This is a genomic window from Microcystis sp. M169S2 (genome assembly GCF_020245865.1).
Lineage (GTDB): Bacteria > Cyanobacteriota > Cyanobacteriia > Cyanobacteriales > Microcystaceae > Microcystis > Microcystis ichthyoblabe_A.
Map to the genome: position 1 here is coordinate 1 of NZ_JADBUB010000106.1, position 24,443 is coordinate 24,443.

Genomic DNA, 24,443 nt, shown 5'->3' on the forward strand with positions numbered 1-24,443 from the left:
ACTTCTGTCGATGACATGGCTTTGGCTCGATCGTTCTCTACTCAAGCCTTTATCCTAGCATTGATAACCCTTAGCTATTAGCCGTCAGCTATCAGAATCATTCCAACATCGTCGGGTTTGCTCGGTGACAGGTTGCCAATCCAGAACTCAACCCACCAGAGCAGCATCGCACTTTAACCCACGGCTGCAATAAATGTGCATGGTGCGTTCCCCAAAAATCGATCAGTGGAGCAGTAGGACTTGCATTAGGGAACGCACCCTACAAGATCGGCGATCGCACTTAACAAGCAATATAATCGTGAGTGGTTAATCAGTTTGAAGGTGGTCGCCATTCTTTCTGATCTGCTCTATTTCGCTCTACAAGAATTTTAATAGACTCATCGGGAAGGTTTAGCTCTCTTAATAAGCAAATTTGTAGAATCACAGTCAACGTATGAAAAAGTTGAAATAACTCCCGACCCCTTGCCGCCTGTTGTCGTTTTTCTTTATTATGATGCGTCAATGCATTCCGAGTTGCAGAAGCTCTCTTAGAAAATAATTCCCTATCTTTTTCGTTTCCTATAAAATTATTTGGCAGCAAGGAGGACACTTTATTAAGAATTTCTTTGAGTCTTGTCTCTAAAGTAAAGCTTGTTTGATTTTTTAGTTTTCCCTTTAAAGCCTTTCTAAACTCATCACTAATTCCATTTTCTTGATTATCACTTTCACTTGGAAATTTGTCCAATACCTCTCTAAATTTCTTATAAAGTCCTTTTTCGTAAATCTTTTTATCTTGATATGAATCTTCATACTTGCTTGTATGATAAGCCTCCAAAGCTTGGATTATATTTAGAAATTTATAACCCAAGTAAAGGCTAGAGCTATACATTGTTGCCATTAACAAGTCAAAAACAGGTTCATATTCCTCCCTTTTATTAATCCATGCTTCAAAGAATGATCCCAAATTGTTTTCTACATCACTAAATCGAAATAGCATTTTATCGTGGGACAAGTTTATCTCAGAACTCTTCGTAGGATTCCATAAATCAAATATTATGATGACTTGAGTTTCCCGCGCCTCTTTTTCCAGTGTGAAATCTCCATTTGCTTGCTGTACAGGCTTTTCATGAATGACATCTGCTTTCCCAGTAACCTTAATTACTGAAGTTGCTTTTGTCATTGCAAAGCTTAACAAATCACTAAATTTTATCAATAAATTGACACAATCATCTATTGGTTTATTGCAGGGATTTTGTATGGTCAGATAAGTTTTTTGCTCAATACTTGCATTGTACGCGTCAGGGTAAAATGGATAAACACATACTGAAGAAAAGGTAATATATAAATCCAGACTGCCAATTTTCGCCAAATGAATACTCGATGGCGGCTGATAACTCATCCATATTTCGTTCTCTTCTACAGAAAACTGCATTCCAGATTTGCCAACCCATTTCTCTAGATGAGAATATTGAACAGAAATAGATTTAAATTTTATGTCCTGTTCATATTCAAAGTGAATTTTTCTAAAAACATACCTGACATTGAATGAAAGACTCGCTGTGAGTTTTGTAAATTCAAAGCTTTTAACTTGTCCAGAACACCTGTATAAGGTAATTTTTTCATTGTTATCAAGCAAACCGAGAATAATGATTTCCTCAGGCTTTATAAAGTCAAGTCGTACACCTGATGTTAGATTTGATTCCCCTTCAATGGAAGAAATCTTTACCTGACCTATCTCTTTAAGGTGTGAACTATAAAACGAACCAATTAATTCTAATGTTGCGCCACTCTCAGGCGAAAAGATTAGTTTTCCTGGAACTACTACTTCTGGTTTGTTAGGAAGCCACCACTTCCCTAAGCTCACAAATTCTTCAAGCATCTGCGTTCAGTATGTATTTGGCTCGGCGCTGATTATACTATGAAATTTTCTCCAGAGCAATGTTTGCTCACAAGTAACCTTAAATTACATTTTACTAAAAACTTTCCGCCAGTCTAACCCTACATCCCAAAAGCTTCGCCTCCGGTTACGCCCCTACCAAGGACTAAGCGGCATAACTACATATTATAGGTCAACTTTCTGCATAACACTCTCCAGAGTAAAAATATACGAAAACTTTCTGCATAATACTCTATTTAGGCGCAATCGCCAGAAGTTTTCCCCATATCACCCCACATCTCCGAACAGTTGTCAAGACTCCTGGGGAAAAAGCCGCGTTTGTTTACACAGCTTAATTAAGAGTTGTAACTTTTAATGAACAGGAAGGGAGTCTAGGGCTGAGAGCTTGCTATAGTGAATCCTAGCCGTTTTTTCACGGCTGGTCATTATCATCTCAGAGCCTTTACTCGTCTCAACCATCACATCATCCCAGAGTAAAATCAATAATCCCTATGGTCAGCACGATCCAAAAACCAGAATTCGAGGAAATCCGTCCGGGTATAAAAGTTCCCGCTAAAGAAACGATCCTCACTCCCCGCTTCTATACCACTGATTTTGAAGCGATGGCGGAAATGTCGATCGCCGCTAACGAGGAAGAACTGAAAGCGATTTTAGAGGAATTCCGTACCGATTATAACCGGCATCACTTCGTTCGCAATCAAGAATTCGATCGCTCTTGGGAGCATATTGATGGCGAAACTCGTCGCTTATTCGTGGAATTTCTGGAAAGATCCTGCACGGCTGAATTTTCCGGCTTTCTTCTCTACAAAGAACTCGGCAGACGTTTAAAAAACAGAAATCCCGTCCTCGCAGAATGCTTTAACCTCATGTCCCGGGACGAAGCGCGTCACGCTGGGTTTCTTAATAAGGCTTTATCGGATTTTAACCTCTCCCTTGACTTGGGATTTTTAACCAAAAGCCGTAACTACACCTTCTTTAAACCGAAATTTATCTTCTACGCCACCTATCTTTCCGAAAAAATCGGTTATTGGCGCTATATCACCATTTATCGTCATCTCGAACAACATCCCGAAGATCGGGTTTATCCGATTTTTAACTTCTTCGAGAATTGGTGTCAAGACGAAAACCGTCACGGGGACTTCTTCGATGCGATCATGCGTGCGCAGCCTGATATTCTTAATGATTGGCGCGCTCGTCTCTGGTGTCGTTTCTTCCTGCTTTCGGTCTTCGCTACGATGTATCTCAATGATACTCAGCGCTCCGGTTTCTATGCCATTCTCGGTTTGGACGCTCGCGAGTACGATAAGTATGTGATCGAGAAGACCAATGAAACCGCCGGCCGCGTCTTCCCGATTGTTCTCGATGTGGATAGTCCTGAATTTTATGATCGCCTAGAAATTTGTGTTCGCAATAACGAGGGATTACGGGCGATCGATAGCGAAAACAGTGCCGCACCGGTTAAATTCCTGAAGAAATTGCCTATCTTCGCCTCTAACGCTTGGCAATTCCTCAAATTGTACCTGATGAAACCGATTCGGGTCGATAAATTAGCCGGTAGCGTCCGTTAAAAAGTTTGTTTTCTTGAGACATGGTGAGGGTGGGTAAAACCACCCTTTTTTTGTCGATAAAATTCTTAAGAAAATCCTCTAACATTTCTATCCTCGCTAGACTGGATCCTAGGGGTGTGAACTAGGTTTTTACTTTTTACTTTTCACTGTCAAAAATATGGCTATTTATAGTGAATTACCCACAGGACAACGTCTCTATCTCGATAATCAGGGGCTGCAGACGATTGTAACCCTCGCTAGTGGTGCAGTGGGACAACAACAGCAGTCTAGCAGTAGTTTTGCTACGGGAGTTTGGACACAAGAACCCCAAATAGAGATAATTCCCCAAGGGGCAATTATTGAAATTATCACCAAAACCGGACCCCACAGAATCCAAATTCAAGGAAGCAGTATCGGTTTTTCCTCCCCTCATACCTCTGGAGTTTCTCAGTCCTCTCAATCGACAACCGCTACCAGTTTCTCCTCCTCACCGATGCAACCGATGCAACCGATGCAACCGATGAAAATGGGTAATATGTCGATGAATTTTGCCCCCATGGAAATGGAGATGGGAGATATGAAAATGAGCATGGGAGACACAAAAACCGTCAGCAAAACGCGATTTTGTAGTCAATGCGGGGCAAAAGTAGCGGCAACCGATCGCTTTTGTAGTAGCTGTGGTCATCAGTTACAGTAATAAAACCTGTTTAGCTAAATCTATAACTCCTTTTCGGGCAAAATTTTGGGGAGCATCTCATTTATGCAGGTTAGTAGTTATACTTGTCACTAAAACTGTTTTCTAGCAAGGCTTTCAAAATAGCTTGACATAAAAACCTGATTTAAAGGTTACAAAGGTGAGATGCTACCAAATTTTGTTTATATTAGCTGAATTGACCTGCTTCTAACCAGATTCGTCCACAGCGATCAAAAAGTTTATCGAATAGGGAATTGGCTGTGCCAAAGTAATAAAGCAACCGGTGTAAAGATCAGTTGCTCTGGAGAAGAACTGTATTTCAAGGGGGAATTGCTGAACTGCCCAATTTTGCTATACTGAAACCCATAACTCAAAATAGCGTTTGTTAAGTCGAGGTGTTAATGCAAGCAATGACTCCTATATACATAGAACGCCCTCCTATCGAGGAGACCTGTCGTCAGGCAATTCAAAATCCGGCTCTTCTGGTTTCTGTGTGGAAACGAGGTCTATACTGATACTTTCTTCCGCAAAATAGCCCTAAAAGTCTTGCCCGATAAGCATTTCACGATTCCATAAGCAAAAATTATCACACAAAGTCGAGAAGAGCCAAAATCCTGGAGGCCTGATTCGTATTAAAGCTCCTCAAAAAATGGGCAAAACTCTCCTACTAAGAAAAACTCTAGATTATGCTAGAAGCCTTGGATACCGAACCGCTAGTATTGATTTCTCGGAGTGGGGACCGAATAATCCAATTTTTAATGATTATGACCAATTTCAGAGGTCACTATGTGCTGAAATTTCTAGGTGTTTACAAATGGAGGATGAGGATATTGAAAGTAAAATTTCTGAAACTTGGGAAACTGAAAGTGTAATAAAATCTACTAATTATTTTGAGGAATATTTACTTGATGAGGGAGGGCTAGTCGTTAGCTTTGATCGGTTTGAGGTTTTATTTGATAAAGTAAATATTTTTGAAGATTTTTGTTGTTTGTTGCGAGCATGGCACGAAAAAACAGAATTACAGTGGCAAAATTTGAAATTGATTCTTGTTAATTCAACAGATGACTACCCAGAACTTGATATTAATCACTCACCATTTAATGTTGGTATAGGAGTGAATGAATTAACTGGATTAACTGGATTTTCACCTTTACAAGCAGAAAGATTATTGAGATTTTATCTACAGGAAAATCCCAGTAGGACTAATGAGCTAATCCTGGAGGATTTTGTTGATTTTGTGGGGGGTCATCCTTTTCTTTTAGATGAATCCTTCAAGTATTTACGAAGAAACCCGACTCAAACTTTACAACAAGTAAAGGAGGAATCTCCTACACAAACAGGGATTTTCAATCATCATCTTGGAGAAATTCTAGAAACTCTATCCAAGGAGAGCCACGAATATCTTAAAAATGATTATATTAAAATAATTCAACAATATCCAAACTCAGTAGATTTACCTCAAAAATCTGCATTTAACTTGCGTAGTTTAGGATTAATCAAAAACGCTGATAATGGTTGTTTCGTTTCAAGCTGTGATTTATATCGTTTATATTTTATTTCTTCTTTATTTATGCAGGAAGTTGGTCAACTGCTAAGTGACATTTCCCCTGATATTACTGAGGAAGAAGCAAAAAAACTTGTTTCTAATAGATTAAACGACAATCTAAAACTAGGAAATAATAAAAGCAAATGGTCTCTTGTTTTAAGACAAAATTTCTTCAATAGAGATCGATTGTTTCAGTCTAGCAGAGCTGCTTTTTTTGCGGTTATCGACTATTATATTACAGATAGTCCAGTTGGCAAAGCTGCTGTAGCTTTTTTTGAAGAATGGAGCGATGACGAATGACAGCTATCAAACCTTCTCTTCTATAAAATTTCTCTTGTATATACTACTTAATTACTTTAATTTCAAGTTAAGGAGTTAAAAATGACAGAAAATTCAACAGGCTTTACCGTTGGCGGTCGCTTACACTTAAGTAATCAAACTTATGTTCATCGAACATCAGATGATGAGTTACTTCAAGAATTAACAAAAGGCAACTATTGCTATATATTAAATGCTAGACAGACTGGAAAATCCAGCTTACGTATTAAAATTGTTGATCGTTTAAAGAAGTGTAATCCAAAAGTTGATTCTGTGATCATTGATCTAAATAATGTAGCAATATCACAGATGAATTGGAGACAATGGTGTTTCGCAATCACTGAAACAATAGCTAAAGCTGAAAGTTTGCGAATCATGACAACAAAAGAACTGGACCAATGGTGGAAGAGTTTTGGAGATGATATAGCTCCATTGCAACGACATATAAATTTTCTTGAAGAATATGTACTTAAGCAACTAGATCGAAGAGTTGTGATTTTTATTGATGAAGCAGATCGTCTTTTTTCGTTTTCTGAACCTGCGAACACCGATGCTTTTTTTGCATTTATTCGTTCTTGCTCTGAAAAAAGAGAGCCAGGAGATGATAATAATCCTTATAATCGCTTGACTTACTGCATAGTGGGAACAACTTCCCCCAACAATTTCATTCGGGATCCTAAATCTACTCCATTTAATCTTGGTCAGGCGATCACCCTGGAACCGTTTAAGTTAGATGAGGTTCAACCATTAATAACAATGCTGGGTGAAAAGTTACAAACATCAGAAAGCGCATCTAAAGAATTAATGGAAGAAATTATTCATTGGACTGGAGGACAACCTTTTTTAACTCAAAAACTTTGTCATCTTATAGTAAAAGAACGTCAGAGTAACCCGTTTACTACTGTTGAACAAGTTGTAAATTTAAAGGTTATTAATAATTGGCAAACTCAAGATGAACCTGTTCATTTTCAAACAATAGAAAAACGTCTTTTGGATAATGAAGCAAAAGCTTTTGATCGGCTTGGGCTATACAAAGAAGTTTGGGAAAATGAGCAGATACACTATCAAAATACTCCTGAGCAAATAGAACTAACTTTGTCTGGTTTGGTTTTAGAAGATGAAGGTCAATTAAGACTTTATAATCCCATATATAAAGATATTTTTAATCTAAATTGGGTTGAACAAGAGAAAGCAAAACTGCGTTTATATATTGAAGAATTTGAGAATTGGGAAAAATGGGAAAAATGGAAAGAAACTAATAATCTGGCTTATGATCTACAAGAACGTTACTTATTGTACGGAACCAAATGTGATCGGGTACAGCAATGGAGGATAAAATTTAACAAGGATAATGGGAAGCTTTATGAAAAAGAAGGTAATTTTTTGGATCGATCGGAGACTTTTTGGCAAGAAGTCAAAAATTTATTTTCTGATTTACAGATCAATGAAGGGACGATGGAAAGTATAATTCAATCGGCCAATGATTTGACAGGAGGGTTACATAAATTCAATAGAATAGTTTTTAATATTGCTAAAAACAATAACGTTGTAGATTTACAACAGGATGAAGTTCAAGGTTGGCTAGAAAATTTAGTTTTATCGCACCTGAATCGTTTTAAAGATGATGAGCTATTTATCAAAGATCAAGGCCAATTTTCAAATCAAGATGATGCCAGTATTGATAGTTTTGCCTTGATTTCTACCTTTGAAAAAATTTATCAAAAGGAGCCGATTCGCTTTGATGAAAAAAATCCACAACATCGTAAACTAAAAGATATGTGTTTTATAATTCTAGATAAGGAGCATAATTTAAGAATACTCAACAAGATTTATGAAAAAATTCTAGATCAAAACTGGATCAAGGAAGTCATGGCGGGACTCCGTCCCTATAAAAAAGCTTTTCGAGGTTGGCAAGATTCGGATCGTCAAGAATCATCTTATTTATTACAAAATAATGATCTAAAACTGGCCCTAGAATGGCTAGGAAAAAAGCCCACACCTAAATTAGAGGAAGGAGAGATTGAATTTGTAATGACCAGTTTAGTGGCAGAAGTCTGGGCGAAAGCTTCACCTTCTGTTCAATCTGAAGCTGTTTCATTGATCACAACTTTTCGACCATCATTACAAGGGAAAAATAACTACTCCGATTTTCTACTCCGAGAGATTTTACAATGGACTAGACATGAGCCTCTTCTACTAAGAGAACTTTTAGAAGTGGTAAATAAAACTGAAATTTTTACGACCAACTATCATAACTGGATTGAGCAATTAGTAAAAACCCAAATCATCAACAACTGGCAAGATTCTAAGTTAGCCGAACATTTTCGTTTAATTGAACAACGCTTAACCAATCATCAATCTTCTGAGTCTTTTTGGTTGATAGTTAAATATCGACAAATTTTGCTACAAGGCAAGATTGAATTTGATGAAATCAGAGAAGATACCAAACTGATAGAACTAGGATTAGTTGTTAAACTTGATCAGCAATTAGAAATAGCTAATCCCATTTATGAAAATATCTTTAGCCAACGCTGGACATATCAAAAATTATCAGAATGTAAGCGAATTCGTGCTATAAATTTATTGAAATGGTGTCGTGCTAATATCCCTGAACAAAATGATCCTGTCCTGCGGTCTTATCTCGATGAATGGATCAACAACAACGCGACCATCATAGAAAAGATAGTTCAAGAGGCTAAGGGGGAAGTTCTTGATAATAAGTTTGATTTTATTGACGAAATAAAATTGCTAACTTATGATATTATGGGCATGAGAACCTCTGATACTCCCCAAATCAGTATTCAGCATTCTCTTAATCGTATCTTTAAGGATGACGTAAAAAAAATGGCACAAAACAACGATCTTGACTCCCTACTCAATAAAATTGTAGAAAATGCTACCGAAATAGAAGCCATTGTTATACTAGGGCTAAAGGCTGGGATGGTTTCTGGGAAAAACAGTAATTTGGAATCAAATAATTCCAGCTTATACCAAATTGTTCGTTCTGAAACACTTGTTAGTTTCGCCAAGCTAAAAACAATTCCTGATATTCTTGATAATTTTGGAGAGAAAACAAATTTTGGTAAATTGAGCTATGTCATGTTTACCTTAGAAAAAGGGGTAGTAATATCTCATTTCACAAAAATCCAAGGTAATCCTTTTGCAATTTGCTTTATTAGCAACTCTGAAGTTGATATGCCAGGACTCTTTCTAGCTCAATGTGAAGGAAAATTTGAAAAAATTCAAGAGGAGTTAGAAAAAGTTCTTCGTTAATTAATCTACTTGTTTGGACATCTGAAAAAGCTTGTTTTTTGTACAATCACTCCACATTATCAAAATAAAGGTATTTTTTATGGTTATTTTAGCTGGTAAGATTGACGGGCCGACAACCACTCTGGCATTATTTCAATACACCTTTAATACAAAACAAGAAAAATATGAAATCGATCCAAATCCTGCCTATAAAAAAGATTTTCCGCTAGAAAAATACAAGCAAAATCTTTCTGAGATGATTGACGACTTTTTTAATGATTGTCCCGATGAAAAGGAAAACATTGAAAGTGTTTGTTTTGGTGTAGCTGGTCCTCTGGAAGTTGATGACAGAGAACAAGGTAAAAGTTCTAGGATTAAAAGACCTGACTTCGGCTTAGAGACTTCCATTTTTTCTGAAAAGAGCTTTAGCCAAAAATTACCTTACGATTTACCTGTGTCTTTTATAAACGACATGGAAGCCATCGGTTATAGTATTTTCCTGGGAAATGAAGAACATTTAGAAGAACTTAATAAAATTAACTTGGAATTAGATCCCCAAGCTCCTCGTTCCCTGATGTTAGTTAGTGGTGGTTTAGGTAAAGCTTTATGGTTATGGGATGATCAGGAGAAAGAGTTTATTCCTCAATCTTCGGAGGGAGGGCATAGGGATTTTTCTGTAAGTTCAACTGATGATATGGATTTATGGAAATATTGGTCTGAACGAAATGATAATAAGCAAATTAGCTGGGAATTTTTTCTCTCCAGTAGTGGATTAATAAAAATATATAAATGTCTCAAAAAAGAAAATGAGCCAGAACTTGAACACATAAAAATAGCAATTGAGAAACTGGATCGCGATGAAGGTAATGAATCATTAACTATTTCTGAGATTTCATCTTTAATCGTTGCTGAAGTATTCGGAAATAGTGAACAACCTAATCTTTTATGCCTAAAAACAATAGAAACATTTATCTCTCTTTGGGCATCAGAAGCAGGTAATATTGCCCTTGACTATTTACCAAAAGGGGGTTTGTATATTGGAGGAACAATACTTCCTGTCGACTGGTTTAAAGATGAAAATTTGAAAAGAATTTTTATGGAGCGATTCACTACAAAAGGAGAAAATGCTGGACTTGCAAATCACGGTATTCCTGTTATGGTGTATCAGGAGGAAGACATTGTTCTGCGAGGGGCCGCCAGATTCGCTGCTCGTTTTATTGCTGAAAATAAATTATTTATTATGAGCAGTAAATAGCAAAGTTGTGGAGGCCCGTATATTCCTACATTTTTGTAGCAGCGTATTTTACTGCACCTCTTAATCCCTCCAGGGTATTCAAAACAATATGGACAGGAACTTTTTCTAGCAAAACAGGATTAACCCGTGCCTTATCTGTAAATGCCTTAATAAAACTGCCATTTTGCATCAATTCAATATTTTGGGCTGCAATTCCCCCCGCAATATATAAACCGCCAAACGGTAAAAAACTCACCGCCATATCCCCTGCGGCGGCCCCAAAAGCTTCTACAAAAATTGCCATTGTTTGCTGACAAAGAAAATGACCTGCTGCTGCTCCTTTAGCGATCGCCGCCCCAGGATCAAATTGACTTAAAAAATCACCCACATCTTCAGAAGCAAACTTGCGATCCTGCAAAAAACGAAAAATATCAACAATTCCTGGGCCAGAAACCACCCGTTCCACATCAACCTTGCCGTCGGCCCGAAGATATGCTAATAACTCCTGAGCTAACAAATTATCAGGAGCAAAACTTTCGTGGCCTCCTTCCGTTGGAAACACTCGATAGCTATCACCTTCAGGAACTGCAAACGCCTTTCCCAGACCCGTACCCGCCCCAATAATCGCGATCGGCGCATCAGGCAAAAATTCACCTTCCTGTAAAGTAACTAAAGATTTATTTTTTTCTAAGACAATATTGTAGCCAATTGCTACAAAATCATTAATAAGACTCACTTTAGCAATGTTCAATTCTTCTTGTAACCGGGCCGCATCTAATTCTGGCCAAGGTAAATTAGTGATTTTACATTTGTTGTTCAGAACAGGGCCAGCCAAAGCAAAACAAGCCTTATAAACATTACACTCATCACCCAGGAATTGTCGCACTAAAGGAACTAAACCCTCATTGCCGCTCGGATAAATTTCTTCTCGGAGGGTTGATTCATTTTTTCCGTCTGTTTCTACCAAACACAACCTGGTGTTAGTGCCACCAATATCACCGGCTAAAACTAGCATGGATTTAACTACTAACGAAACTGCTCAAGATTATAGCATATCGAATATATTGCGATCTCTGTTCCAATTATCAGAACACTTAAGTAGGGAGGCACAATTATTTGTAGGATGGGTTAGCGGTAGTGTAACATGAGCGGGCGTTGGGTTTCATGCTTCTACGTTCATCTTATATTTAATTCCACCCACCCACTTAGATTTATTCAGCAACCCCTAGCTAGATTTACAAGAACTTTTGTGGCAAAATTCTGTTTATATTAGCTAAATTGAGCCGCTTCTAACCGGATTAACCCACAGCGAGCGCATTTTTCCCACTAAATCGCCTGTTTATCTATGTACAACACTCTTAACACTGGGGACAAGGGAGGGAGTGTCTCCCTCCCTTCCCTGATGGGTTACACAAAAGCTAGAACCTCTGGAAATCTGTTACAAGGGATACCCTTGCAACGAGGTAAGACTATACAGAAACGAGAATATCCAAGTTATCGTTGAAACTGCTACAATTAATAAAATCTCAAGAATAGTAAAATTATATGAATGCACTAAAATACCAAACAATTATCAAAAATGGTCAACTTAGTTTACCTCCCCTCGACTTACCAGAAGGAACAGTTGTCGAAGCGATTTTGTTGATTAAAGAAGCTGCTGAAATCGATGAAACCGACTATCTGCTTTCCACAGAAGCTAACCGTCAACATCTCCAAGAGGCAATAGAATCTCTTAAAAATCCTGATAGTTATATTTATGTAGATGCTGCTAACTTATGAGGAAAGTCGCCTTTCTAACCCGAAGTTTTGATTAGTTTAATTAATGGGCGATCGCAGATAAAAAAGTTTACGCTAAAATTGTCAGCCTTATTAAAGATGTTCAAAGATAGCCTTTTTCTGGATTAGGAAAACCAGAAGCATTAAAACATGAACTATCAGGATTATGGTCACGACGCATTACAAAAGAACATCGCCTAGTTTATGGCGTGTCTGATTATGACACAAAAGCTAGAACCTCTGGAAATGCGTTGCAAGGGAGTTCCTTGCAACGAGATAGAAATGAGAAGAACCCTTTACTGATTAATTTTTCACAAAAGTAAATTTACCATTTTTACCATCGGCATCCATTTTAATTTGTGCCACGGAGAATTTATCCTGAATGATTTCCCCTTCGGGAGTAAAAGCAATATCTCCCAGGACAGTCACATACTTACCCGCTAAAATTTCCTGATTTAATTGTTGGCGAATTTGTTCGAGGGAAAGTGTACTGAGTTTATTTTTATCATCTACCCGTTTTAAGGCCTCGACAAAAACTTGAATTCCCGTAAAAGCTTGAGCGGTAAATTGGGGCGGTGCTTTTTTATTTTCTGCTGTATAAGCGGCGACAAAATCCCGATTAATAGGATTATCTAATTCCGGGTTATAAGCTTGAGCAATGAGAATACCATCACATTGAGCTTGACAAACCGGGAAAATATTAGAGGTATTTAAACCGTTGCCCCCAATAATTAACCCCTGATAGCCTAATTGTCGCAACTGTTTGACCAAATTGCCCCCGTCAGCAACCAAACCAGAAATAATCACTAAATCCGGTTTAATATTAATAGCGGCGGTGGCTTGGTTTTGAAAATCTGTATCGGTGGTTTGGAATTTCTGCACGGTGACGATATCAAGATTTAAACTCTTCAGGGTTTCTTGAAAAGTTTCCGTTTCCGATTTACTAAAAGCATCATTTTGGGCAAAAAAGACAGCCACTTTTTTAATCTTGGGATCGATTTTTAAAGCGGTTTTAACCGCATTGGGAGCGACCACAGCCACAGGAGCGGACACCCTACCCACATATTCACCGATCTGGGGGATACCTTTAGCGGTATTAGACGGACCGAGAATGGGAACTTTAGCTCGATCGGCGATCGGACTAGCGGCAAAAGCTTGTTGGGACAGGGACGGACCAAGAATACCCACCACCTTATCTTGGGTGATCAGGGTATTAATGGCGTTGATTGCGCCCTGTTCATCCCCAGCCACATCCTGGATAATAACTTTAATCGGTGTTCCATTGACTCCGCCCTTTTTATTAAAATATGTTTCAGCCATCTTGACACCGATCACCTGTTCCTGTCCCAATAGGGCGAGATTGCTGGTTTGAGCTAAAGCTGCACCGATAGGGATAGCAGCAGTGGCGGCGTTTTCTGCGGGACTGGGGTTAGTTTGACTGGTGGGAGTGCCGGAATTACAGGCCACCACTAAACCAAAAGTGACTAGGGATAATATTAAGGGGATTAATAAACGTTTTCTGAGCATCTTAACTCTCCGGGGACTGATATTGTTGATGACACTATTATTTCGCTAATCGGGTTGATTTCAGCGATAATTCTCGACGCGATCGAATCGGATTTTGCTCCCTTAGCACCCTTTCTTTCCCCTAATTTTGTCGATTAACCTCCCAGTCTCATACTAAATCCTGTTTAAAAGGCATAGGAGAGTGGGGTGTAGGGTGTAGGGTGTAGGGTGTGGGGAGAAGGGAGAAGGGAGAAACAATTCATAACTTGAGAGTTAATCACACTATTGAAAACGGATTTGGTCTCACCTCCCTTTTCAGAAAAACGATTTGCCTTTTCTGGTTCTGTCGCCTAACCTAGTAGTTAGGGAATCTATTATCGCCTTTCCCGTCCACAAACCCCAGCAAGCGAAAACATCCATTTAAGATTATGACTAACCCCGTTATTCACGCCTTTTTCCTCGGACGAGCGATCGCTGAAGTGGTCAGTGAACAGCTAGAAGATGCGTTTACCAACGCTTTAAGCGAATTAGGCAAATTTGATGCCGAACAACGGGAAAACCTGCGGCAATTCGTCGAAGAAGTGCAAATGAGAGCCGATCGAGCCATGGAAAAGGGAGTATATACTGGTACAGACTCCAGTGGTTCCTCCAGCGCCGATGTGCAGGAAAACATCGACGAAATGCGGGCCGAAATCGCCCAATTGCGCTCGGAACTAAAAAACTACCGGAATTAACCAAAACCCCTCTTTTAGTCGCTTTAAAGCCCCAAAAACTGCGTGTCAGCCCTTCTACCCGTCCCCGTTACCCCAGAGTTAAACCCAGCAATGCCGGCCCTCCAAGTCGCCAAAAATAGCTATCGTTGGAATCGAGAAAACTATTCCATCAATCGTCGTCGTCTAGATATTTGGCGATTCGTTCTGACTGTACTTTATCAATTCTGGCTCAACGGTAAAAAATGGAGCTATAACGGCGGCTATAGTGAGGAAAAACTCGCCAGCAGACGCAGAAAACAAGCCGCTTGGATTCGGGAAACCATGCTAGAATTGGGTCCAACTTTTATTAAAGTCGGTCAACTGTTCTCCACCCGGGCCGATCTTTTTCCCCTCGAATATGTGGAAGAATTATCGAAACTACAGGATCAGGTTCCCGCATTTACCTACGAACAGGCCAGCAAAATCATCGAGGTATCCCTCGGTAAACCCCTCAATCAACTCTTTAAAAGCTTTGATCCTATTCCCCTAGCAGCCGCTAGTTTAGGGCAAGTTCACCGGGCCCAACTGAAGACCGGGGAAGATGTGGTGGTCAAAGTCCAACGGCCCGGATTGAAAAAATTATTTAGTATCGATCTGACCATCCTAAAAAAAATCGCCCAATACTTCCAAAATCATCCCAAATGGGGTAAAGGTCGCGATTGGACTGGTATTTATGAAGAATGCTGTAAAATCCTCTGGGAAGAAACCGATTATCTCAACGAAGGTCGTAACGCTGACACTTTTCGCCGTAATTTTCGCGGGGAAGATTGGGTCAAAGTACCGAAAGTCTATTGGCGCTACACCTCTCCCCGGATTTTAACCCTAGAATACCTCCCCGGCATCAAAATCAGTCATTATGAAGCCCTAGAAGCGGCCGGACTCGATCGCAAATTGTTGGCTAAACTAGGGGCAAAAGCTTATCTAATTCAACTACTCAATAACGGCTTTTTTCACGCAGATCCTCACCCTGGCAATATTGCCGTTGATAGTGATGGCTCCCTAATTTTCTACGATTTCGGCATGATGGGACAAATCAAAACCAACGTGCGCGAAAAATTAATGCAGACTCTCTTGGGAATTGCCCAAAAAGATGCCGATCGCGTGGTCACTTCTCTGGTGGATTTAGGAGCATTAACTGCTAATGGTGATATGGGAGCAGTGCGGCGATCGATCCAGTATATGCTCGATAACTTCATGGATAAACCCTTTGAGGAGCAATCCGTGGCCTCTATCAGCGATGATCTCTATGAAATCGCCTACGATCAGCCTTTTCGCTTTCCCGCTACCTTTACCTTCGTCATGCGGGCATTTTCCACCCTAGAAGGGGTAGGCAAAGGACTCGATCCCGAATTTAACTTTATGGAAGTGGCCCAACCTTTTGCCCTGCAATTAGTAAATGATATGACAGGAAATAATGGCAGTAATATCCTCGATGAGTTAGGACGACAAGCAGCCCAAGTGAGCAGCACCGCCCTGAGTTTACCCCGACGCATCGATGATACGATCGAAAAATTAGAACGGGGTGATATCCGTGTCCGGGTGCGTTCCAGCGAATCTGATCGACTTTTACGGCGATTGGGTATGATTCAAATGGGAACCAACTATACTTTACTGATCAGTGCTTTACTTATCTCAGCGACGCTTCTATTCGTCAGTGGTTTTGGTTGGTTAACTTTAGTGCCGATGGCAATTTCCCTGCTGCCGGGGATAGCTCTTGTGAGACTCTGGCGAAAAATTGAACGTCAGGATCGCATGATGTAATTGATTGCGGGATAATAAATATTGTGTTAAAAGCAGAAATTTCGATGAACAATCTTTCTTTTGGAGGACTGACCGATCCTGGTGTAGTGCGATCGGTTAATCAGGATAGTTATTATATCGACCCCGAGCGGCGCTTTTTTATCGTTGCTGATGGTATGGGGGGTCATGCGGGGGGCCAGGAAGCTAGTCAAATCGCCACTGAAACTATCCAAGCTCATCTAGAAGAACACTGGAATTCGCCCCTGACTGCTGGGGAATTGCTGCAGGAGGCAATTACCGTCGCTAACGAGAAGATTATCGAAGATCAGCTGAAAAATCCCGAAAGACAGGACATGGGGACAACCCTAGTCATGGCTATCTTCCGAGATGATGGCTCTTGGTACACCCATATTGGTGATTCCCGTCTCTATCGCTTTCGTGAGCAAAAATTAGAACAGGTGACGGAGGATCATACCTGGGTAGCTAGGGCGATAAAAATGGGCGATCTGTCCGAAGAAGAAGCCAAAAACCACCCTTGGCGGCACGTTTTATTTCAATGCCTTGGTCGTCGCAATTTGCCCCCAGTGACCGTGTCTCCCCTCGATCTGCAATCCGGCGATAGTTTGATTCTCTGTAGTGATGGTTTGACGGAAGAACTGTCCGACGAGGAAATTAGCGATTATTTGCAAACCGGTGCCGATTGTCAGGAAATTGTCGAGAATTTAGTGGCAGCAGCCAAAAAAGCTGGCGGTTCCGATAATATCACCGTGGTCATGGTCAGTTGTTGACTATCTAGGGTTTGCGGCAAAAAGTTTCTCGTGGGGAAGTGGGAAAGTGGGAGAATTTCAACTAAAACCCTAACACCCTAACACCCCAACACCCCAACACCCTATCTCCTGCCGATCGCCGATCGCCTCATCTCCACAAGCAATTTAAATGAGTGGGCAGCTTACTCGATCGCTCCCGCTTGTTGTAATAAAGAAGCGATCGCCTGATGGTGATTAAATTTAGCTAACATTAAAGCGGTCATTCCCCCTTGATTTTTCTGATTTAAGTTCACTTTTCCCCCGTCTAACAGGACTTTAACCGTGTCGAGACAACCGTGATAACTGGCCCACATTAAAGGGGAAGCGCCGCTAAAATCGAGTTTATTGACATCGGCGCCGATATCGATTAACCAACGCACCAATTGACTATTATTGTCCTCACAAGCTTTCATAAGGACGGTTTTACCATCGGGATAAACGGCGTTGGGATTAGCCCCGTAGTCGAGGAGATAACGGCAGATTTCCGTAAATTGGCGCTGTAAAGCTAAAGTTAACGGTGTTTCTCCCTGCTGAGTTAGGTTAGGATCGGCTCCCTGTTTTAACAATTCTAAAACGATCGCTTCGTATCCCTGCACCGTGGCGATAAGCAAGGGTGTATCACCAAAATGGTTGCGGTGATTGACAAAAGCGCCGGCTTGTAGTAAGGCCTGGACGATCTCTAAATGTCCTTCGATCGTCCCTAAATGCAGGGCCGTTTCTCCCGCCTGATTTTGATTGTCAATACTAGCCCCCTGAGCGAGTAAAAGTCGGACAATATCGAAATATCCCTCAGCAGCGGCGATCATCAGGGCAGTTTCTCCCTCCTCCGTGCTAATGTTCGGATTGGCTCCCGCTTGCAGTAAAGTTTGCACGCTGCCGAGATTTCCCTTCTCTACAGCCAAAATTAGGGGAGTTTCCCCAGATAAAGTGGGAGAATCGAGGGGCATACCACGGGTAATAAACAATTCGAGGACTTCTGGGCGATTAGCGTTGAGAGCTTCTAACCAAGCTTCTTGACGGATTTCTTCATCTACACCATTATCGAGCAGTAAACCGACAATTGCGGCGCAATTTTGTTTGATCGCTACAGATAAAGCCGTATCTCCATCCCGATCGCGCATATTGACCCGAGCGCCGGCGGTTAATAACTGTTCTGCGATCGCTGTATGACCCTTATAAACGGCGATCATTAGTGCTGGTGTACCATCTTGATTAACCTTATTGACATTGGCACCGGCGGCGATTAATTGAGCAAGGATTTGACTGTGATTGAGGGCAGCCGCTAACATGAGAGGGGTTAAACCTTGAGGTTGTTTACTTTTGTTGATATCAGCCCCAAATTCTCGCAAAATTGCCACAATTTCCCCATAACCCCCCTGCACGGCATAGATTAAAGCCGTAGTATTTTGGCTATCGGTGGCGTTGACATTTGCCCCCTGACTCAGTAAAGCTTGAACCCGCGCGAGATTGCCCTGACGCGCCGCTTGTATTAACAGGATATCCCAATTAGAAGCCATTAACAGTGACCGATCGGCAGAAAGTATTTTTTCTATTATCGATCTTTCTAGACAGGTAAACGGACAGAAACGCTAGTACCCCGTTCTAATTCTGAGGTGACGGCAATAGTTCCCCCATGAGCATCGATAATGCGACGGGAGAGATAAAGTCCTAACCCATTGTTGGAACTGTCTGGGGAACTGGAGTACAGGCGCTCAAAAATCCGGGGTAGTTCTTCTGCTGAAATGCCTATACCAGTATCCTCGACGACAATAGTGACAAAAGTATCTTCCTCTGTAGCGGGGATGAGATGAATTTTCACATCACCCTTTTGGGTAAATTTAATCGCATTGCCGATGAGATTGGTAAAAACGCGCCGCAGTTCCAAGCGATCGCCAGTTAGGAAAATTTCCGCAGCATTTTCGGCATTTAAGCTTAATTCTAGTCCTTTTTCTCGGGCAAGGGGAGTTAACTGCTGACAGACTTCTTCGAGAATATCGATAATCTTTAATTTAGTAAAATTAAGTATCTTTTCGCCGTTTTCATAACAATAAACTTCCAAAAGATTATTAACCATTTCCAAGAGATTTGTATTACTGCGAATAATCACATGAATGACTCGACTCATTTCGGGAGTAATCTCACCGTATAAACCTTCTTGAAATAGTTCTAATATATGATTGACAGACACTAAGGGAGTTCGCAAATCGTGGGTCATCCTCGAAACAAAATCTTCTTTTTGTCTAGCCAATTGCTCTTTTTCTTGTTTGGCAATCGCCACTTCTTCTTCCGCGTCATAGATGCGTAGGGCGTTTCGCATCGCTTGATTTAAGCGCGAGGCAGAAAGACGAAATTTACTCAGATAATCGGAAGCACCGGCTTTCATCATATCTACGGCAATTCCTTCGTCTCCGTGACCGGTTAAGACAATTAGGGGTATTTTAAGTCCCTGTTGCCGAATTTCCCGCACCAAAGTCAAACCATCTCCATCGGGTAGAAGATAATCGATAAACATACAGTCGAAAATATTATTGGACATCTGTTCTTTAGCCTCTTGATAGTCAGCGGCTTCTGTTATTTCTATCGCCATCTCCGATGTTCTTAAGAATCGGCACACGGCGATCCGATCTACTTCATTATCATCAACAATTAGAATTCTTAACTGGTTTAACATTGCCAATTTAAATCTGAATTTTATTACTGTCTGATCTACCCTGATAGAATACCTCGAATCGGGTTCGATGGTCAAGACATTTTCGGGGACGATTCTGACAGCGTTTTTCCTAAAGATGAATTATAACCTAATTTGCTATTGACGACCGAATCGTGACGACTGGCCCCCCAAAACGAAAAATTAGTACCTCACTATTAAGATGACTGCCACAATCGGAAACAATACTTAGGGTTTGCTGAATAAATCTAAAAACCTTTTTGGATAAGACTTTTGGACTTTTTTCCCCTCAAAAAGTGCCAGCCATTGCGGGGATCGGGGGGAAAATTCCTGGACTTTTTCCCTGAAAATTAGGTAGTTGACCACCTGAAAATCGATGAAACCCCACACCCCACACCCCACACCCCACACCCCACACCCTGCCCCCAGGAAAAGCTTTTTCAGCAGACCCTACTTAAACAAAACGGCAATGCTTCAACAGAGCGCTTTCCAGTCGGGCATGATATTCTTGTTCGGGGATAGTATAGGCCCCAAATCTAGCCAGATGGGGATTTTGCATTTGGGCATCAAATAGACAGAAATTCCGTTCTCTGAGGTGTTCAACTAACTTGACCATGGCGACCTTAGAACCATCGGGAATTTTATAAAACATCGATTCCCCGATAAAAACCCCGCCAATGGCCAAACCTAAAATCCCTCCCGCTAATTGATCCCCTTGCCAAGTCTCGAAACTGTGGGCCCAACCAGCCTGGTGTAATTGCTGATAGATTTGCATTAACTCCGGGGAAATCCAAGTCAGCGAGCGATCAGCACAACCAGCACACACCCCAGCAAAATCGCGGTTAATAGCCACGGTAAAGCGATTTTGATTCAAAACTCGTTTTAGGGACTTGGGATACCTAAAACGCTGATCGAGGGGGATAAGAGCGCGATTTCTACTAGAATACCAATCCAATCGCCCCCCCTCATCGGCCATGAGAAAGTAACCGCGTGCGTATCCTTGTATAATAGAGGCGGTATCCACGACTCCCCCCAAGAATTCAGTCTTGTAGCCTGATCATTCTCTAATTATGCCCGATCATCCCCCAGCAATTCCGCCTATTACTTTACCACCGATCGAAAATCCCCAACAGGAACAAACTTGGCTGCGCACGGCTTTACATCGTTGGTTAGATGCGGAATTTATTCCCGAAGCTATTAATGAAACTATCGCTGAACGCGCTAGTCAGATTTTTCTGCGTCAGCGTTTGGAAGGAGAAAACGATCTCGGTTGTCTAGTAATTGCGATCGTTACCGAGATGCAAGCTTTTGATTTCCGCGAAAGTTTTTATAGTGAATTTGCCATCGCTAACGCCGTCAGTGATTTAATTTTAGATAGTTTAGGAATCGATCGCTGTTGTGGGCAAAGTTAGACAGTTTTGCTTTGTTATTGGGGTTTAATTTCTATTAGCTGCTCTGCTGATTTTTTTGTACGAATGGGGTAAGCTGCACTGCCTATTAGAAATTTTAGGACAAATGAGCAAAACCTCTCTCCTCGATCATAGACAGTCTTAACCAGTAATTTAGAGAGTCAACAGCTTATTGCTTATTTAAGAAGTTAACAAAATCCTTAATCGACAAGAATTAATTGATAGTTGTTGGAAAGGTTTAATTGATTTCCAACCCAGCGATCTCAGCGATCGTATAAGCGGGTCTGCCTTTAACTTCTTCGTAAATTCGCCCAATATATTCCCCTAATATGCCAATACTGATCAATTGTACCGAACCCAAGAAAAACACAGCGATCAAGATAGTAGCTAAACCAGTAACGGGAGAGTCGGGTTGCTGTAAGCGCCAGTAGAGAACCAGTAAAGCCATCAACAGGGCAATTAAAGCGGAAAATAAGCCTAAATAAGTGGAAATACGCAGGGGAATCTTAGAAAAAGACACCAAGCTATTAATCGCTAAAGCTAGGGATTTTTTAAAAGTGTATTTGACTTCGCCAGCAAACCGGGGATCCCGCTCAAATTTAACAGCAGTTTGTCGGAAACCAATCCAAGCGCGCAAACCGCGAATATAACGATTGCGTTCTGGCATAGAATTTAATAGGTCCACTACCTGACGATCCATCAGACAAAAATCCCCCGTGTCCGCAGGGATATCCACGTCAGCTAATCGTCGCAGCAATCTATAGAAAACGTAGGCAGTTAGGCGTTTAAACCAACTTTCTTTTTTCCGTTTTGTTCTCTGGGCGTAAACCACATGATAACCTGCTTGCCAAGACTCGATCATTTTGGGAATCAATTCCGGTGGATCCTGCAAGTCGGCATCGAGGACAACAATAACTTGACCCCTAGCAAAATTAAGTCCTGCCGTTACTGCTGCCTGATGACCAAAGTTACGAGCAAAGCTAATGTAACAGACCCTAGCATCTCTTTCCTGTAGTTCCCGCATTAAATTTAAGGAACGGTCCCGACTGCCATCATTAATCAGAATCAGTTCCACAGAATCATCTAAACTATCCATGACGGCACTAAGACGGCGATAGAGTTCTGGAATGGTTTCTTCCTCGTTATAAATCGGGATAATTAGCGAATATTTCGGCATTTTCGAGAGGTTTAACGGACAACAGCCGTGTTTTTATGGCGGCTGCTACGCTAAATATTCTGCTAAAGTATCCCTTTTGTCAACTTAATAGATTACTGCTAGACAGTGCCTTTAAATTGCCAAGGAATGATCGACCATTGCTTGCCGACGTAAACAATTCCAGTAAGCTGCATAGAGATCCGTCTGTTGACCGCGTAGGGAAGCGATCGCCGGTGCGGCAGGAAAAGGCCAGAGACGATCAAAAACCACTTCTCGATGAGCCAGACGAAACTGTAGCAAATAAACGGAAGCAGGAGCCTGTAAATTATCCAGTAATTGCGCTGCCAGCCGATATAAAGACTTAAGACTCTCTCTTTCTAGACTAATCGGCTGACTGTAGGCATTAGGGATCATACCCTCCCCGATTACTTCACCGTATTCTAAACCCTTAGATGTCACCGTGATCGGCAACCAAAGATCCCCAAAAGAAGAATCTCCCTGACTGGTTTTATAGTGCAGGGTATGGGCAACCCAAGCGCGTCTTTCCTCGATATCTCGACAAGCTTGATAAACTTTTTTACCAGGAAAATTCACCCAATTGGGCAATTGAATTGTTAAGGGACACCAGATTAAATTATTTTGGCTGGTTTTACCCGACTCCATTTTTGACCACAAAGAAGCCGTCCCCGTCACCTCCACCGCCAAGGATTTAGGAACCGCATTTTTTAAGGCAATCACCATCTTTTCGGTAACGGGCGATAGCCGAGACATCTGACCACTGGCTTGAGCTTCGGCATTAACGAGAATGATAACTTTGTCCATTTCTTCTTGTGGGTTGGGTGAACTTGAACGATCAGCGGTGAGGTTGGTTAAGAATGCGAACTGACTGGGGTTCAATGCTTCTGTAGTCGCCATGGCAAAAGCTATTTCTCTGGATTTTAGCGAATTATACAAGAGCGCAACTATTTTTTACGGATTTTTTCAACAACAACCATCTTCAAGGCGGGATTTTTCTGCTCCCCCTCATAGAATACCTTAAGTAATCAGTGATCACTGATTACTGATTACTCAAATCTGAATAACTGGTAACTGATCACTGAAATTACTCGTCTTCGGCAAAAATAAAGCGAGTTAGTTCACTAGGATCGGGTTCGGGGCTAGATTCGGCAAATTTAACCGCTGCCTCGATTTCAGCTTGAATTTTCTCCTCGATTTCTTTTAATTCTTCTCTCGTGGCCAGATCTCGCTCGTAGAGGTAGGCGGCAAAGCGAGTGATCGGATCCCTTTCGCCCCAGAATTGTTTCTCGTCAGCACTGCGTAACTCGTCGGGATCTGCCAGAGAGTGACCCCGGAAACGATAGGTTAAGGCCTCAATCAAAGTCGGTCCCTCACCGGCGCGGGCGCGGGCTACAGCCTCTCTGGCGGCGGCATGAACGGCGACCACATCCATACCGTCCACTTCCACACCGACCATACTAAAAACACTGGCTTTTTTATAGATTTCCGGTTGAGAAGTGGCTCGATCGTGGGCCATACCGATCGCCCACTTATTATTTTCCACCACATAGATAATCGGCAACTTCCAGAGGGCGGCCATATTCAGACACTCAAAAAACTGGCCATTATTGCTCGCCCCATCCCCAAAGAAACAAACCGTTACCTGATCGGCACTGGCATCACCCATGGCTTCGCGACGGTATTTACTCTGAAAAGCCGCCCCGGTAGCGACGGGAATCCCCTCGGCCACAAAAGCGTAACCCCCTAAAAGCTTATGTTCGGCGGAAAACATATGCATGGAGCCGCCCCGTCCTTTACTACAACCAGTAGCTTTGCCGAATAACTCCGCCATTACCTCCTTAGCGGGAACTCCGGCACTAAGGGCGTGGACGTGATCGCGATAGGTGCTAGAAACGTAATCTTCTCCCTGACGCAAGGCTTTAATAATACCGCTAGATATCGCTTCCTGACCGTTGTAGAGATGGACAAAACCGAACATTTTGCCCCGATAATACATTTCGGCACATTTATCTTCAAACATCCGCCCCAAAACCATATCCTCGTATAGGCGAAGACCTTCAGCTTTGGTAATAATGATGGAAGCAGGATTAAAGGTTGGTAAAGTACGTTCGGAAATCATAGGGTCTGTAGTATCATTTAGACAAC

Annotated in this window: 19 protein-coding genes and 1 pseudogene; 11 read left to right on the top strand and 9 right to left on the bottom strand. The window is 41.4% G+C overall.

The features are described 5' to 3' along the window. Nucleotides 1-310: 310 nt before the first annotated feature. Complete coding sequence (locus IM485_RS10780; RefSeq protein ID WP_287742975.1) at nucleotides 311-1,858, bottom strand: ApeA N-terminal domain 1-containing protein; 1,548 nt, start codon at nucleotides 1,856-1,858, stop codon at nucleotides 311-313. A gap of 509 nt (nucleotides 1,859-2,367) precedes the next feature. Here IM485_RS10780 and acsF point away from each other — a divergent pair. The 5 genes from acsF to IM485_RS10805 all read left to right on the top strand — a co-directional run bounded on the left by acsF (nucleotide 2,368) and on the right by IM485_RS10805 (nucleotide 10,488). Beyond that, nucleotides 2,368-3,444, top strand: a complete 1,077-nt coding sequence (acsF, locus tag IM485_RS10785; protein ID WP_002752007.1) for a magnesium-protoporphyrin IX monomethyl ester (oxidative) cyclase — start codon at nucleotides 2,368-2,370, stop codon at nucleotides 3,442-3,444. 157 nt (nucleotides 3,445-3,601) lie between these two features. Further along, entirely contained in the window at nucleotides 3,602-4,120 is a 519-nt protein-coding gene (locus IM485_RS10790; protein ID WP_287742978.1) for a zinc ribbon domain-containing protein, read from the top strand. 646 nt (nucleotides 4,121-4,766) lie between these two features. Next, entirely contained in the window at nucleotides 4,767-5,963 is a 1,197-nt protein-coding gene (locus tag IM485_RS10795) for an AAA-like domain-containing protein (RefSeq protein ID WP_287742981.1), read from the top strand. A gap of 81 nt (nucleotides 5,964-6,044) precedes the next feature. After that, a complete protein-coding gene (locus IM485_RS10800) occupies nucleotides 6,045-9,254 on the top strand; it encodes an AAA-like domain-containing protein (protein ID WP_287742984.1) in 3,210 nt (1,069 codons plus the stop codon). A 79-nt stretch (nucleotides 9,255-9,333) separates the two neighbouring features. Then, complete coding sequence (locus tag IM485_RS10805) at nucleotides 9,334-10,488, top strand: glucokinase (protein ID WP_104396729.1); 1,155 nt, start codon at nucleotides 9,334-9,336, stop codon at nucleotides 10,486-10,488. A 25-nt stretch (nucleotides 10,489-10,513) separates the two neighbouring features. Here the strand turns inward: IM485_RS10805 and glk are convergent, their stop codons facing one another. After that, nucleotides 10,514-11,482, bottom strand: coding sequence for a glucokinase (gene glk, locus IM485_RS10810; protein ID WP_104396728.1), 969 nt, complete (start codon nucleotides 11,480-11,482; stop codon nucleotides 10,514-10,516). A gap of 530 nt (nucleotides 11,483-12,012) precedes the next feature. Between glk and IM485_RS10815 the strand changes: the two genes are divergently transcribed. Both IM485_RS10815 and IM485_RS22995 read left to right on the top strand, forming a co-directional pair. Further along, nucleotides 12,013-12,246 carry a hypothetical protein gene (locus tag IM485_RS10815; RefSeq protein ID WP_104396727.1) on the top strand — a complete coding sequence of 78 codons (234 nt, stop codon included), beginning with the start codon at nucleotides 12,013-12,015 and terminating at the stop codon, nucleotides 12,244-12,246. A gap of 50 nt (nucleotides 12,247-12,296) precedes the next feature. Continuing rightward, nucleotides 12,297-12,461, top strand: a pseudogene (locus IM485_RS22995) (Txe/YoeB family addiction module toxin); the annotation flags it as partial. An 85-nt stretch (nucleotides 12,462-12,546) separates the two neighbouring features. On the opposite strand, the gene IM485_RS10825 reads toward IM485_RS22995, so the two are convergent. Beyond that, nucleotides 12,547-13,770 (bottom strand): ABC transporter substrate-binding protein, encoded by a 1,224-nt coding sequence (locus tag IM485_RS10825; RefSeq protein ID WP_002792887.1) that lies wholly within the window; start codon nucleotides 13,768-13,770, stop codon nucleotides 12,547-12,549. 407 nt (nucleotides 13,771-14,177) lie between these two features. Here IM485_RS10825 and IM485_RS10830 point away from each other — a divergent pair, with 407 nt between their 5' ends. The 3 genes from IM485_RS10830 to IM485_RS10840 all read left to right on the top strand — a co-directional run bounded on the left by IM485_RS10830 (nucleotide 14,178) and on the right by IM485_RS10840 (nucleotide 17,029). Further along, nucleotides 14,178-14,483 carry a DUF6825 family protein gene (locus IM485_RS10830; protein WP_002742311.1) on the top strand — a complete coding sequence of 102 codons (306 nt, stop codon included), beginning with the start codon at nucleotides 14,178-14,180 and terminating at the stop codon, nucleotides 14,481-14,483. 90 nt (nucleotides 14,484-14,573) lie between these two features. Continuing rightward, complete coding sequence (locus tag IM485_RS10835; protein ID WP_287743032.1) at nucleotides 14,574-16,262, top strand: ABC1 kinase family protein; 1,689 nt, start codon at nucleotides 14,574-14,576, stop codon at nucleotides 16,260-16,262. A 44-nt stretch (nucleotides 16,263-16,306) separates the two neighbouring features. After that, the gene (locus IM485_RS10840) at nucleotides 16,307-17,029 is read left to right on the top strand and encodes a Stp1/IreP family PP2C-type Ser/Thr phosphatase (RefSeq protein ID WP_104396742.1); all 723 of its coding nucleotides are present in this window, start codon (nucleotides 16,307-16,309) and stop codon (nucleotides 17,027-17,029) included. A gap of 161 nt (nucleotides 17,030-17,190) precedes the next feature. Here the strand turns inward: IM485_RS10840 and IM485_RS10845 are convergent, their stop codons facing one another. The 3 genes from IM485_RS10845 to aat form a co-directional block, all read right to left on the bottom strand. Next, entirely contained in the window at nucleotides 17,191-18,591 is a 1,401-nt protein-coding gene (locus IM485_RS10845) for an ankyrin repeat domain-containing protein (RefSeq protein ID WP_353846008.1), read from the bottom strand. A gap of 20 nt (nucleotides 18,592-18,611) precedes the next feature. Continuing rightward, nucleotides 18,612-19,718: a hybrid sensor histidine kinase/response regulator gene (locus IM485_RS10850; protein ID WP_287742992.1), complete on the bottom strand. Its 1,107-nt coding sequence runs from the start codon at nucleotides 19,716-19,718 to the stop codon at nucleotides 18,612-18,614. A 451-nt stretch (nucleotides 19,719-20,169) separates the two neighbouring features. Beyond that, on the bottom strand, nucleotides 20,170-20,751 hold the full coding sequence (gene aat / locus IM485_RS10855) for a leucyl/phenylalanyl-tRNA--protein transferase (RefSeq protein WP_287742995.1): 582 nt from the start codon (nucleotides 20,749-20,751) through the stop codon (nucleotides 20,170-20,172). A gap of 34 nt (nucleotides 20,752-20,785) precedes the next feature. Between aat and IM485_RS10860 the strand changes: the two genes are divergently transcribed. After that, nucleotides 20,786-21,127 carry a DUF8822 family protein gene (locus tag IM485_RS10860; protein WP_052276481.1) on the top strand — a complete coding sequence of 114 codons (342 nt, stop codon included), beginning with the start codon at nucleotides 20,786-20,788 and terminating at the stop codon, nucleotides 21,125-21,127. 235 nt (nucleotides 21,128-21,362) lie between these two features. Here the strand turns inward: IM485_RS10860 and IM485_RS10865 are convergent, their stop codons facing one another. The 3 genes from IM485_RS10865 to pdhA all read right to left on the bottom strand — a co-directional run bounded on the left by IM485_RS10865 (nucleotide 21,363) and on the right by pdhA (nucleotide 24,417). Next, nucleotides 21,363-22,301 (bottom strand): glycosyltransferase family 2 protein, encoded by a 939-nt coding sequence (locus IM485_RS10865; protein ID WP_104396720.1) that lies wholly within the window; start codon nucleotides 22,299-22,301, stop codon nucleotides 21,363-21,365. A gap of 111 nt (nucleotides 22,302-22,412) precedes the next feature. Further along, nucleotides 22,413-23,195, bottom strand: a complete 783-nt coding sequence (locus tag IM485_RS10870) for a hypothetical protein (protein ID WP_104396719.1) — start codon at nucleotides 23,193-23,195, stop codon at nucleotides 22,413-22,415. Between the two features lie 187 nt (nucleotides 23,196-23,382). Beyond that, nucleotides 23,383-24,417 (bottom strand): pyruvate dehydrogenase (acetyl-transferring) E1 component subunit alpha, encoded by a 1,035-nt coding sequence (gene pdhA / locus IM485_RS10875; protein ID WP_008200476.1) that lies wholly within the window; start codon nucleotides 24,415-24,417, stop codon nucleotides 23,383-23,385. Between the last annotated feature and the right edge of the window lie 26 nt (nucleotides 24,418-24,443).

What these genes read in the sequence shown, in the direction of transcription:
- IM485_RS10780 (WP_287742975.1), bottom strand. Translation starts at nt 1,858, where the DNA reads ATGCTTGAAGAATTTGTGAGCTTAGGGAAGTGGTGGCTTCCTAACAAA.
- glk (WP_104396728.1), bottom strand. Translation starts at nt 11,482, where the DNA reads ATGCTAGTTTTAGCCGGTGATATTGGTGGCACTAACACCAGGTTGTGT.
- pdhA (WP_008200476.1), bottom strand. Translation starts at nt 24,417, where the DNA reads ATGATTTCCGAACGTACTTTACCAACCTTTAATCCTGCTTCCATCATT.
- IM485_RS10860 (WP_052276481.1), top strand. Translation starts at nt 20,786, where the DNA reads ATGCCCGATCATCCCCCAGCAATTCCGCCTATTACTTTACCACCGATC.
- IM485_RS10805 (WP_104396729.1), top strand. Translation starts at nt 9,334, where the DNA reads ATGGTTATTTTAGCTGGTAAGATTGACGGGCCGACAACCACTCTGGCA.
- IM485_RS10850 (WP_287742992.1), bottom strand. Translation starts at nt 19,718, where the DNA reads ATGTTAAACCAGTTAAGAATTCTAATTGTTGATGATAATGAAGTAGAT.
- IM485_RS10865 (WP_104396720.1), bottom strand. Translation starts at nt 22,301, where the DNA reads ATGCCGAAATATTCGCTAATTATCCCGATTTATAACGAGGAAGAAACC.
- IM485_RS10795 (WP_287742981.1), top strand. Translation starts at nt 4,767, where the DNA reads ATGGGCAAAACTCTCCTACTAAGAAAAACTCTAGATTATGCTAGAAGC.
- IM485_RS10840 (WP_104396742.1), top strand. Translation starts at nt 16,307, where the DNA reads ATGAACAATCTTTCTTTTGGAGGACTGACCGATCCTGGTGTAGTGCGA.
- IM485_RS10835 (WP_287743032.1), top strand. Translation starts at nt 14,574, where the DNA reads ATGCCGGCCCTCCAAGTCGCCAAAAATAGCTATCGTTGGAATCGAGAA.
- IM485_RS10790 (WP_287742978.1), top strand. Translation starts at nt 3,602, where the DNA reads ATGGCTATTTATAGTGAATTACCCACAGGACAACGTCTCTATCTCGAT.
- IM485_RS10825 (WP_002792887.1), bottom strand. Translation starts at nt 13,770, where the DNA reads ATGCTCAGAAAACGTTTATTAATCCCCTTAATATTATCCCTAGTCACT.
- acsF (WP_002752007.1), top strand. Translation starts at nt 2,368, where the DNA reads ATGGTCAGCACGATCCAAAAACCAGAATTCGAGGAAATCCGTCCGGGT.
- IM485_RS10870 (WP_104396719.1), bottom strand. Translation starts at nt 23,195, where the DNA reads ATGGCGACTACAGAAGCATTGAACCCCAGTCAGTTCGCATTCTTAACC.
- IM485_RS10800 (WP_287742984.1), top strand. Translation starts at nt 6,045, where the DNA reads ATGACAGAAAATTCAACAGGCTTTACCGTTGGCGGTCGCTTACACTTA.
- IM485_RS10830 (WP_002742311.1), top strand. Translation starts at nt 14,178, where the DNA reads ATGACTAACCCCGTTATTCACGCCTTTTTCCTCGGACGAGCGATCGCT.
- IM485_RS10815 (WP_104396727.1), top strand. Translation starts at nt 12,013, where the DNA reads ATGAATGCACTAAAATACCAAACAATTATCAAAAATGGTCAACTTAGT.